The 12,036-nt window shown below is 67.2% G+C and carries 6 protein-coding genes; 2 read left to right on the top strand and 4 right to left on the bottom strand.

Going from position 1 to position 12,036, the window contains the following annotated elements; translation table 11 throughout:
- Positions 1-52: 52 nt before the first annotated feature.
- Entirely contained in the window at positions 53-1,252 is a 1,200-nt protein-coding gene (locus tag E3O19_RS09530) for a thiolase family protein (RefSeq protein WP_134567081.1), read from the top strand.
- A gap of 3 nt (positions 1,253-1,255) precedes the next feature.
- The gene (locus tag E3O19_RS09525; RefSeq protein ID WP_134567080.1) at positions 1,256-3,418 is read left to right on the top strand and encodes a 3-hydroxyacyl-CoA dehydrogenase NAD-binding domain-containing protein; all 2,163 of its coding nucleotides are present in this window, start codon (positions 1,256-1,258) and stop codon (positions 3,416-3,418) included.
- A gap of 144 nt (positions 3,419-3,562) precedes the next feature.
- Here E3O19_RS09525 and E3O19_RS09520 read toward each other — a convergent pair whose 3' ends face one another.
- The 4 genes from E3O19_RS09520 to E3O19_RS09505 form a co-directional block, all read right to left on the bottom strand.
- A complete protein-coding gene (locus E3O19_RS09520; RefSeq protein WP_134567079.1) occupies positions 3,563-4,540 on the bottom strand; it encodes an aldo/keto reductase in 978 nt (325 codons plus the stop codon).
- 27 nt (positions 4,541-4,567) lie between these two features.
- Entirely contained in the window at positions 4,568-6,523 is a 1,956-nt protein-coding gene (gene dxs / locus E3O19_RS09515) for a 1-deoxy-D-xylulose-5-phosphate synthase (protein ID WP_134567078.1), read from the bottom strand.
- Positions 6,524-6,622: 99 nt separating this feature from the next.
- Positions 6,623-9,442, bottom strand: coding sequence for an aconitate hydratase (locus E3O19_RS09510; RefSeq protein WP_134567077.1), 2,820 nt, complete (start codon positions 9,440-9,442; stop codon positions 6,623-6,625).
- A 201-nt stretch (positions 9,443-9,643) separates the two neighbouring features.
- Positions 9,644-12,034, bottom strand: a complete 2,391-nt coding sequence (locus E3O19_RS09505; protein WP_134567076.1) for an HAD-IC family P-type ATPase — start codon at positions 12,032-12,034, stop codon at positions 9,644-9,646.
- Between the last annotated feature and the right edge of the window lie 2 nt (positions 12,035-12,036).

Genomic DNA, 12,036 nt, shown 5'->3' with positions numbered 1-12,036 from the left:
CCAGGGTGTCACCTTAGGATCGACCGACACCCGTTGGATTGATGGAGGCAAAGTGGCCGATAGAACAGAAGTCGTCTTCGTGGACGGGGTTCGCACCCCGTTCGGGCGAGCCGGTGAAAAGGGAATGTACTGGAACACCCGGGCAGACGACCTGGTCGTCAAGGCCATGATGGGCTTGCTTGAACGCAACCCTGCGGTCCCCGGCGAACGCATCGACGACGTTGCCATCGCCGCGACGACTCAGTCCGGCGACCAGGGTCTCACCCTCGGTCGAACCGCTGCCCTGCTGTCCGGGCTGCCGAAGTCGGTACCCGGTTTCGCGATCGACCGCATGTGCGCCGGCGCCATGACCGCCGTGACCACCATGGGTTCCGCCATCGGATTCGGCGCATATGACCTGGCCATCGCCGGCGGCGTCGAGCACATGGGACGCCACCCGATGGGATCCGGTGTCGACCCGAACCCCCGCTTCCTGGCCGAGCGTCTGGTCAGCGATGACGCCCTCATCATGGGTGCCACGGCCGAACGCATCCACGACCGCTTTCCCTCGTACACCAAGGAACGTTCCGACCGTTTCGCGCTCCGCAGCCAGCAGAAGGTCGCCGCCGCGTACACCGCCGACAAGATTCAGCCCGACCTGATCCCCGTTGCGATCCGCAGTGAGGCCGGCTGGGGACTCGCGACCCGCGACGAGGCACCACGCCCCGAAACCACCCTGGAGGGCCTGGCCGGCCTGAAGACTCCGTTCCGTCCGTACGGCCGGATCACGGCCGGCAACGCCTCCGGACTCAACGACGGCGCCAGTGCCTGCCTCCTCGCCAGTGGCAAGGCGGCCAAGGAACTCGGCCTCACCGTCAAGATGAAGATGGTCAGCTTCGCCTTCGCCGGGGTCGAGCCTGAGGTGATGGGCCTCGGACCGGTTCCGTCCACGGAGAAGGCCCTCCGCAAGGCCGGCCTCAGCATCACCGACATCGGGCTCTTCGAGCTCAACGAGGCCTTCGCCGTGCAGGTCATCTCGTTCCTCGACCACTTCGGCATCGACGATGACGACCCGCGGGTCAATGAATACGGCGGCGCCATCGCGATCGGCCACCCTCTCGCGTCCTCGGGCGTGCGCCTGATGAACCAACTTGCCCGCCAATTCAGCGAGCACCCCGAGGTGCGCTACGGACTGACCGCCATGTGCATCGGCCTCGGTCAGGGCGGCACCGTAATTTGGGAGAACCCACACTTCAACCGGAAGGCCAAGTAAGCGATGAGCGACTACTCCACACTCGATTTCTCCCCGCTGGTCGACCTGTCGACCGACGAGGTCGTCACCCATTCCTTCGTCAGGGATGTCCCGCTCTCCCACGGCCGTACCCTCGCCCTGGTCACGCTCGACAACGGCAGGGATCACACCCGCCCGAACACCCTTGGCCCGGTAACGCTGCTGGAGTTCTCGGCCACCATGGACGTCCTGAAGCAGCGCGCTGCGCGTGGGGAGATCCACGGCGTCGCCGTCACCGGCAAACCGTACTTCCTCGCCGCGGGCGCCGATCTGAGCAAGGTCAGCGAGATCCCGTCGCTTGCCACCGGCAAGCTGCTCGCTCAGCTCGGCCACCACGCTCTCGGCAAGCAGTCGGAGCTGGGCGTGCCCTCCTTTGTCTTCATCAACGGGCTCGCACTCGGCGGCGGACTCGAGATCGCCCTGAACGCGGACTACCGCACCGTTGACGCCTCCGTCCCGGCGATCGCGCTGCCGGAGGTCTCCCTCGGGCTGATCCCCGGTTGGGGCGGCTCGTACCTCCTGCCGAACCTGGTCGGGATCGAGAACGCGCTCAAGGTGATCATCGAGAACCCGCTCAAGAACCGGGTGCTCAAGGCGACGGATGCCCTCGAACTCGGCATCGCCGACGTCATCTTCGCCTCCGCGACCTTCCTCGAGAGTTCGATCGCGTGGGCCGACCGGGTCATCGCGGGATCCGAGACGGTGACCAGGCCGAACCTCCCGGGCAAGGTCGAACGACTCGTGAAATGGGATGCGGCCGTTGGCATCGCCCGGCGGATGCTGGAGAGCCGGATCGGTACCGTCGCCGCCTCGCCCTATGTCGCGCTCGACCTGGTCAAGGCCGCCAAGAGCGGCACCAGGCAGGAGGGCTTCGAACGAGAGGACGACGCTCTGGCCGGGCTCATCTCCGGCGATCAACTGCAGGCGAGCATCTACGCGTTCAACCTCGTGCAGAAGCGCGCCAAGCGCCCGGCCGGCGCCCCGGACAAGGCCCTGGCTCGCCCGATCAGGAAGGTCGGCGTCATCGGCGCCGGGCTGATGGCCAGCCAGTTCGCCCTCTTGTTCGTGCGGCGGCTGCGTGTGCCCGTCGTGATCACTGACCTCGACCAGGCCAGGGTCGACAAGGGCGTCGCCTACATCCACGACGAGATCATCGCCCTGGAGACCAAGAAGCGGATCACCTCCGATGAGGCCAACCGGCTCCGCGCGCTGGTCACCGGAACCACGGACAAGGCGCAGTTCGCCGACGCCGACTGGGTGATCGAGGCCGTCTTCGAGGAGCTGGGCGTCAAACAGGACGTCTTCGCCGAGATCGAGAAATTCATCGCTCCCGACGCCATCCTCGCCACCAACACATCATCACTGTCGGTCGAGCAGATCGGTGCGAAGCTCTCCCACCCCGAACGGCTGGTCGGCTTCCACTTCTTCAACCCCGTCGCCGTCATGCCGCTGATCGAGGTGGTGAACACCCCGCAGACCAGCGATGTCACCCTGTCAACGGCCATGGTCGTCGCGGGCAAACTGAAGAAGAACGCGGTGATCACCCGGGACACCCCCGGATTCGTAGTCAACCGCGTTCTCGCCAAGGTGCTCGGCGAGGCCATGCACGCCGTCGACACCGGCACCCCGTTCGATGTCGTCTCCGAGGCGATCGCCCCGTTCGGACTGCCGATGACACCGTTCGAACTGCTCGAACTGGTCGGCCTCAAGGTGGGCGCACACGTCCTGGACACCCATCACGCCGCCTTCCCCGACCGGTTCTTCGAGAGCACGAACCTGCACAGGCTCGCCGAACATGGCAAGCTCCTCGACCGCGACGCGAAGGGCAAGATCAAGGGGTATGACAAGGGCGCCCTGAAGATCGTCGCGGGTGGCACCACCCCGATGACTGCCGCGGAACTGCAGCGCCGGTTCGAGGATGGCCTTGCCGACGAGATCAACCGGATGCTGGATGACGACGTCGTGCACGCGGCAGAGGACATCGACCTGTGCATGATCCTCGGCGCCGGCTACCCGTTCCAAATGGGCGGGGTCACGCCGTACCTCGACCGTGTGGGCGCGAGCGAGCGAGTCTTCGGAGGCACATTCCACACGCCGCCGATCCGCGGCGTCGGAGCGGTTCCGGCACTGGCCATCGCGGCCGAGTAGCGGGTGACCGAGTAACAGCGGTGGTCGAGCACACCCCGCACTGATCGAGCTTGTCGAGATCCGGTCTCGACAAGCTCGACCACCGGGGTGATGCTCGACCGGCGGCTGAAGCCCCTGAATCGTAGGCGATAATCGTTCCAGGGGCTACCGGTCGACCGGTGACATGTCCGCGTATCGGTCGCCGACAGGCGCGTCGATCGCACCGAGAGTGGCGAGCTGCTCTGGACTCAACCGGAGCGCATCCGCCGCCACGTTCTCCTCGAGCCGGCTGACCCGCTTGGTGCCCGGGATGGGCACGATGTCATCACCCTGGGCGAGCAGCCAGGCCAGGGCGACCTGGGCCGGGGTGGCAGCCAGTTCCGCCGCCACGGCGTCGACCTGTTCGACGATCCTGATGTTCGCGGCCAGGTTCTCCCCGGCGAACCGGGGGTTGCTGCGCCGGAAGTCGGCCTCGTCGAGTTGGTCGAGCGAGCGGATCTTGCCGGTCAGGAAGCCGCGTCCGAGCGGCGCGTACGGCACGAAGCCGATACCGAGGTCCCGCACGAGCGGCAGGAGCTCCCGCTCCGGATCCCGGCTCCACAGCGAGTACTCGGTCTGGAGCGCGGTTACGGGGTGCACGGCGTGAGCACGGCGAATCGTCTCCGGCGCCGCCTCCGACAGACCATAGTGCCCGATCTTGCCCTCCGCGATCAGCTCGGCAAGAGCGCCGACGGTCTCCTCGACCGGCACTCCCTGGTCCATCCGGTGCTGGTAGTAGAGGTCGATGTGGTCGATTCCGAGTCGGGTCAGTGACCCTTCCACCGACAGTCGCACGTTTTCGGCGCTACCGTCAAGACCGCGCCCGCCGTCCCCGCGATGCAGGATGGTGCCGAACTTGGTGGCAACGACGACCTGGTCACGTCGTCCGGCCAGTGCACGGCCGAGCAGCTGCTCGTTGAGGTAAGGGCCGTAGATCTCCGCGGTGTCGAAGAAGGTGACCCCGAGGTCGATGGCACGGTGGATGGTTCGGATCGACTCAGAGTCGTCCGTGCCGGCGCCGGAGTAGAAGGCGGACATTCCCATGCAGCCGAGGCCGAGGCGCGAGACGTTCAGTCCTCCGGTTCCGAGCGTGATGTGCTTCATGCGGGTGAATTCCTCTCAGAGGCCCAGTCAGTCCTTCTGGGCGCGGTTGACCGTGATCGAGCCCGTGTCGGTGTGGTCGGCCGGCAACGCCCTGGCGTGCGGGATCTTGCTGCCGAGCACCATGGCGACGACGTCGCGGGCGATGTGTTGCGGGGTCAGCCCCGCGTGCTCGAGGATCTCCGCCCGGGTGCCGTGGTCGAGGAACTCGTCGGGCAGGCCGAGTTCGGTCACAGCCGTGTCCACGCCGGCCTCGCGCAGGTCCTGGCGGATCCGGGTGCCGATACCGCCGACCCGGATGCCGTCCTCGATGGTGACGACGATCCGGTGCTCGGCGGCAAGCCCGATGATGCTTTTCGGCACCGGCACAACCCAGCGCGGGTCGACGACGGTGGCGCCGATTCCCTGCGCGGCGAGGCGCTGCGCGACGTCGAGACCCATCCCGGCCATGGGTCCGACCGTGACGATGAGCACATCGTTCTGGCTGGATTCCAGGAGCACGTCCACCCCGTCGTCGAGACGGCGGATGGCGTCGAATTCGACTCCGGTGCTCCCCTTGGGGAAGCGCAACACGGTCGGTCCGTCGTCGACCTTGACGGCCTCCTCGAGCTCCTCGCGCAGCCGGATCGAGTCCCGGGGGGCGGCGAGACGAATACCAGGCACGACCTGGAGGATGGCCAGGTCCCAGATTCCGTGGTGGCTCGGGCCGTCCGGACCGGTCACGCCGGCCCGGTCGAGCACGAAGGTGACACCGGCCTTGTGCAGGGCGACATCCATCAGCACCTGGTCGAAGGCCCGGTTGATGAAGGTGGCGTAGAGCGCGACGACCGGGTGCAGGCCGCCGAAGGCGAGGCCGGCCGCGCTCGTCACGGCGTGCTGCTCGGCGATCCCCACGTCGTGGACGCGGTCGGGGAACCGCTCGGCCATCTTGTGCAGTCCGGTTGGGCGGAGCATCGCGGCGGTGATGCCGACGATCCGCTCCTCGAGGGTGGCGAGACGGAGGAGCTCGTCGGCGAAGACAGAGGTCCACGACGGCGCACCGGCCGATTCGGTCGATTCACCGGTCTCCGGGTCGATCTGGCCGACGGCATGAAACTGGTCGGCCTCATCCTGCATGGCCGGGTCGTAGCCTTTGCCTTTCTGCGTGATCGTGTGCACGATCACCGGGGCCCCGTAGCCTTTGGCCTGGCGAAGGGCCTCGAGCATGGCCGCCATGTCGTGGCCGTCGACCGGGCCGATGTACTTGATGTCGAGGTTCGAGTAGAGCGCCTCGTTATTGGTGACGCGGGCGAGGAAGCCGTGCAGCCCGCCGCGAACACCGCGGAAGAAGGCCCGCGCGGGAGCACCCATGTGATCGAAGGCCTGGCGGCTGGTCAGGTAGGCCGCCCGATAGCTTTTCCGGGTGCGCACGGTGTTGAGGAACCTGGCCATGCCGCCGATGGTGGGCGCATAGGAGCGGCCGTTGTCGTTGACGACGATGATCAGGCGCCGGGTGTTGTCGTCGCTGATGTTGTTGAGGGCTTCCCAGGTCATTCCCCCGGTGAGGGAGCCGTCACCGACCACAGCGATCACGTGGCGGTCGCTCTGCCCGGTTATCTCGAAGGCTCGGGAGATCCCGTCGGCCCAGGACAGCGAGCTCGAGGCATGGGAGCTCTCGACGATGTCGTGCACCGACTCCGCACGCTGCGGGTAGCCCGCCAAACCGCCGCGCTGCCGCAGCTTGCTGAAGTCCTGGCGCCCGGTCAGCATCTTGTGCACGTAGGTCTGGTGGCCAGTGTCGAACACGATGGCGTCCCGCGGCGATTCGAAGACCCGGTGGATGGCGATCGTCATCTCGACGACGCCGAGGTTGGGCCCGAGGTGCCCGCCGGTCTTCGCGACCTCGCTGACCAGGAACGCCCGCACTTCGGCGGCCAGTTCGATGAGTTGTTGGTTCGAAAGACCATCGAGATCACGGGGACCGGAAATTGTCTCCAGAAGACCCATCAAGAACACCTTTCACGTTGGCCAGGCGCCGAGGGAAACCGGCGCGTGGATTCGGTCAGACCGAGTCTACGCGCCGGTTTGGGCGCCAGCCGGGAGTTGCTAGGAGACGAGCGAACGCAGCACGTACTGCAGGATGCCGCCGTTGCGGTAGTAGTCGGCCTCGCCCGGCGTGTCGATGCGCACGACCGCATCGAACTCGACGGTTTCCTTGCCGGCCGCCGAATCGGCGCTCGGCGTGGCGGTCACTCGGACCGTCTTCGGGGTCGTTCCGCTGTTCAGCTCTTCGATGCCGGAGATCGAGACGATCTCGGTGCCGTCCAGACCCAGAGAGGCCCAGCTTGCGCCGGCCGGGAACTGCAGGGGGACGACGCCCATGCCGATCAGGTTCGATCGGTGGATCCGCTCGAAGCTCTCGGTGATGACGGCCTTCACGCCGAGCAGGCTGGTTCCCTTGGCGGCCCAGTCGCGGGACGAGCCGGAGCCGTATTCCTTGCCGCCGAAGATGACGAGCGGCGTGCCCGCAGCCTGGTAGTTTCGGCTCGCGTCGTAGATGAAGGCCTGTGGGCCGCCGTCGACGGTGAAGTCGCGGGTGTAGCCACCCTCGACGTCCTCGAGCAACTGGTTGCGGAGGCGGATGTTCGCGAAGGTTCCGCGGATCATGATCTCGTGGTTGCCGCGGCGCGACCCGTAGGAGTTGAAGTCGCCGCGTGCGACGCCGTGCTCGACCAGATACTGTCCGGCGGGACTGTCGGCCTTGATGTTGCCGGCAGGGCTGATGTGGTCGGTCGTGACGGAGTCGCCCAGCTTGGCGAGCACGCGGGCTCCCACGATGTCGGTGACCGGGCTGGTTTCCAGTGTCATAGCGTCGAAGTACGGGGGCTTCCGCACGTAGGTCGACTCAGGATCCCATTCGAAGACCTCGCTGTCGGGGGTCGGCAGTGCGCGCCAACGCTCGTCGCCCTCGAAGACCTCACCGTATTCCTTGGTGAACATCGCCGTGTCGATCGAGCTGTCGATCGTGGCCTGCACCTCGGCCGAGTCGGGCCAGATGTCCTTGAGGAACACGTCGTTGCCGTCTCGGTCGGGGCCGAGGGAATCCGTCTCGAAGTCGAAGTTCATCGACCCGGCCAGGGCGTATGCGATGACCAGCGGCGGGCTGGCCAGGTAGTTCATCTTGACGTCGGGGCTGATCCGGCCCTCGAAGTTGCGGTTGCCCGAGAGCACCGCGGTGACGGCCAGGTCGTTCTCGTTGATTGCGGCGGACACCTCGTCGATGAGCGGGCCGGTGTTGCCGATGCAGACCGTGCAGCCGTAGCCGACGGTATAGAAGCCGAGGGCCTCGAGGTCGTCAGTGAGGCCGGCCTTCGCGTAATAGTCGGTGACCACCTTGGAGCCGGGCGCGAGGGTGGTCTTGACCCACGGCTTGCTCTTGAGACCCTTCTTGACCGCGTTGCGGGCCAGCAGGCCAGCCGCGAGCATGACGGACGGGTTGGAGGTGTTCGTGCACGACGTGATGGCGGCCACGGCGACCGCACCGTGGTCGAGGGTGTAGCTCGCGCCGTCGGCCGTGGTGATCGGAACGGGGCTCGACACGGTTGCCGGGGCGTGGCTCACGTGGCTGTGCGAGAGCTGGTGGGCGCTCGACTCGTCCTGGGCGGTGAACCCGATCGGGTCGGATGCCGGGAAAGTCGCCTCGACTGCGGCGTCCACCCGGGACAGGTCCTGGCTGGCGTAGCTCTGGAGGTCCGTCTCGAACTGCGCCTTGGCGCGGGAGAGCTCTACCCGGTCCTGCGGACGCTTCGGACCGGCGATCGAGGGGACGACCGTGCCGAGGTCGATTTGAAGGTACTCGCTGAAGACGGGCTCCTGGTTCGCGTCATGCCACAGGCCCTGCAGCTTCGCGTAGGCCTCAACCAGGGCGACCTGCTCCTCACTGCGGCCGGTGAGGCGGAGGTAGTCGAGGGTGACGTCGTCGATCGGGAACATGGCGGCGGTGGAGCCGAACTCGGGGCTCATGTTGCCGATCGTGGCACGGTTGGCCAGCGGCACCTGGGCGACGCCCTCGCCGTAGAATTCAACGAACTTGCCGACCACGCCGTGCTTGCGGAGCATCTGCGTGATGGTGAGCACGACATCCGTCGCGGTGACGCCGGTGGGTATGGAACCGGTGAGCTTGAAGCCGACGACCTTGGGGATAAGCATGGAGACGGGCTGGCCGAGCATGGCCGCCTCGGCCTCGATGCCGCCGACTCCCCAGCCGAGCACGCCGAGACCGTTGACCATGGTGGTGTGCGAGTCGGTGCCGACGCAGGTGTCGGGGTAGGCCTGCAGCACGCCCTTGACGACGCGGGTCATGGTGACGCGGGCGAGGTATTCGATGTTGACCTGGTGCACGATGCCGGTTCCCGGCGGAACGACCTTGAAATCGTCGAACGCGGTCTGGCCCCAGCGGAGGAACTGGTACCGCTCACCGTTGCGCTGGTACTCGATCTCGACGTTGCGCTCGAGGGCGTCCTCGCTGCCGAAGAGGTCGGCGATGACGGAGTGGTCGATCACGAGCTCGGCCGGGGCGAGCGGGTTGATCTTCGTCGCGTCGCCGCCGAGTTCGGCGACGGCCTCGCGCATGGTGGCGAGGTCGACGATGCAGGGCACCCCGGTGAAGTCCTGCATGATCACGCGGGCCGGGGTGAATTGGATCTCCGTGTCGGGCTCGTCGGTCGGCACCCACGCGCCGAGGGCACGGATGTGATCTTCGGTGATGTTGGCGCCGTCCTCGGTGCGGAGAAGATTCTCCAGCAGCACCTTCAGGCTGAACGGCAATTTATGGTAGCCCTCGACCGCGTCGAGCCGAAAGACCTCATAGTCCGTCGAACCGACCCGCAGGGTGTCCTTTGCTCCAAAGCTGTTTACTGCAGACACGTTGCCCTCTCCTTTGTGGAAACCGACGGGAAACCGTCCGCAATCCCCAATCCTGACGACCGGACGCCTGCCCCTGCCAGCAAGGCTAACCTAACCAGCGGGCACGGCACCCGGTCGATGCTGTCCGCCAAACTATCTTGACGTAGAGATAACTCTAGCGTGACGCAGTGGCATGGCAGCATTCCGTGCGGCATTTCCGGACTATTCGCGGTCAAAGATCAAGCCGCGACGCCTCGCGAACCGGTACATCAGTTCGATGCCGGCTGCGCCCAACAGGCCGATCCCGATGCCGAAGGCCAGTGCCGGGTTCGGCGAAACCGAAATGGCGAAGAATATCCGGCCGAACGGCACGCTGCAGGCGAGGACCATTGCCGCCGCCATGGACAACACCAGTGCCAACCGCGGGCCGGTGAGCGGCCGGGCCAGCGCGGCCAGGATCGCCAGTGAGACGACGAACAGGGCGACCGTCGTGACGCTCCTGGCCTCGTTCAGGGGAATCCGGGGATAGAGCGGGAGGAAGGCCGTGAGCACGGTCGCGGCGGCGATCATCCCGGTCGGCACGGCATATCGGATGATCCGGCGCAGCACGCCGGGCGTGTAGATGCGCCGGTTCGGGGCGAGGGCCAGCACGAACGAGGGGATCCCGATCGCGAGGGCGGAAACCAGGGTCAGCTGGCGCGGCAGGAACGGGAACGGTAGCGAGAGGGCCGCCATGGTCAGGGCGATCAGGATGCCGTAGACGGTCTTCGACAGGAACAGGTTCGCCACCCGCTCCACATTGGCGATCACCCGGCGGCCGAGGTAGAGCACCTCGGGCAGCCGGTCGAACCGGTTGTCGAGCAGCACCAGCCGGGACGCGGCCTTGGTGGCGGGGGTCGCAGTCCCCATGGCGATGCCGAGGTCGGCGTCCTTGATCGCCATGGCGTCGTTGACCCCGTCGCCGGTCATCGCGACGGTGCGGCCCTCGGCCTGGAGGATGGCGACGGCCTTCCGCTTCTGCTCGGGGCTGACCCGGCCGAACAGGCTCGCCGAGCCCAGAGCCGCAGCAAGGCCCGCGTCATCGGCGAGGCCCGCCGCGTTCACCGTCTCCCCGGCGAGGCCGAGCCTGCGGGCGAGGGCCGCGACCGTGACGGGGTTGTCACCGGACATCACGATCACGCGCACTCCCTGCCCGGCGAAGTAGCGGAGGGTCTCGGCAGCGTGCGGGCGCACCGATTCTCGGAACACCACGAGCGCCGCCGGGGTCAGGGGCTGGTCGGTCGGGTCGGCGGCGTTCGTTGCCAGGTCGCCGCCCAGCCTGACCAGGGCGAGGGTGCGTTCGCCGGCTGCGGCGATGTCGTTCGCCGCGGCGAGGCGGTCCGGGTGCCCCGCGAGGAGCCGCTCCGGTGCCCCCAGGAGCCACGCGGATGCCTCTCCCCGGTGTTCGAGTGCGACACCGCTGTATTTCCGGGCCGAGCCGAATGGCAGCCGGGATCGCACCGTGGCGCCGTCAGTGGAGAAATGGCCGCCGAGTACCCGGGCGGTGAGGTTGGCGGCATCGTCGGCGCCGAAGGCGCCGAGGGCCCGGCTCGCCCCCGTTTCGAGTGTCGGGTCGAGCCGGGCCCCGCGGTCGAGGACGAGCCGGTCGAAGACGAGCTCGCCGCTGGTGAGCGTGCCGGTCTTGTCGAGGCAGAGCACGTCGACGCGGGCGAGCACCTCGACTGCCGCCAGTTCCTCGATCAGCACCTTGTGCCTGGCCAGCTGGATCGCGGCCACCCCGAAGGCGAGGCTGATCAGCAGCACGAGACCTTCCGGGATCATGCCGACCACGCTGGCCACCGCGTCGCGGAGGGCGGCGCGCCAGTCTCCGTCACTGAAGTCGGCGAGGGCCGCGATTCCGCCGTAGGTCGAGACCCGGCCGAGAAGGGTGATCACGATCACGGGCCCGAGGATCCAGGACAGCAGGACAAGGATGCGGTTGGTCGCCGCCCTCAACTCGGAGCGCACGAGGGAATGTCGCTTGATCTCGACCGTCAGCTTGTTCGCGTAGGACGCTGCGCCGACCGCGGTGACGACCCCGTAGCCGGTCCCGCCTGCCACGTGCGAGCCGGACAGCAGCAGGTCCCCCGCCACCTTGGTCTGCGGCTCAGACTCGCCCGTCAGCATGGCCTCGTCGACGACGAGGTCATCCCCGCCCAGTACCCGGGCGTCGGCAGGCACCTGGTCGCCCGGCCGCAGCACGAGGATGTCGTCCAGGACGACCCCGGCCAGCGGCACGATCTGCCGCCTCCCGTCGCGCTTGACCGCGACCTCCGGCGTGGACAGGAGCGCCAGTCTGTCGAGCACGACCTTGGCTCGCACCTCCTGCACGATTCCGATCAGCGCATTCGCGAGGACAACCCCGTAGAACAGCCCGTCGCGTAGGTCTCCGAGGAGCAGTACGGCCGCGAAACACGCCGTGAGGATCGCGTTGAACAGGGTGAAGACGTTCTCTCGCAGGATGTCCCCCACGGTGCGCGAGGTCGGCTGCGGTGCATCGTTTCCGCGACCGTCGGCCAGTCGCTGCGCAACCTCCCCGCCGGTGAGACCCGGAAGCTCATCGCCCGCGACCATGA

This window comes from Cryobacterium algoritolerans (genome assembly GCF_004402785.1).
Taxonomy (GTDB): domain Bacteria; phylum Actinomycetota; class Actinomycetes; order Actinomycetales; family Microbacteriaceae; genus Cryobacterium; species Cryobacterium algoritolerans.
Note: the sequence above shows the minus strand (reverse complement) of the source record. Positions and strands in the feature narration are given on the sequence as shown.

Excerpts from the sequence above, each read along its gene's own strand:
- E3O19_RS09520 (WP_134567079.1), bottom strand. The coding sequence starts at position 4,540 with ATGAAGCACATCACGCTCGGAACCGGAGGACTGAACGTCTCGCGCCTC.
- E3O19_RS09525 (WP_134567080.1), top strand. The coding sequence starts at position 1,256 with ATGAGCGACTACTCCACACTCGATTTCTCCCCGCTGGTCGACCTGTCG.
- dxs (WP_134567078.1), bottom strand. The coding sequence starts at position 6,523 with ATGGGTCTTCTGGAGACAATTTCCGGTCCCCGTGATCTCGATGGTCTT.
- E3O19_RS09505 (WP_134567076.1), bottom strand. The coding sequence starts at position 12,034 with ATGGTCGCGGGCGATGAGCTTCCGGGTCTCACCGGCGGGGAGGTTGCG.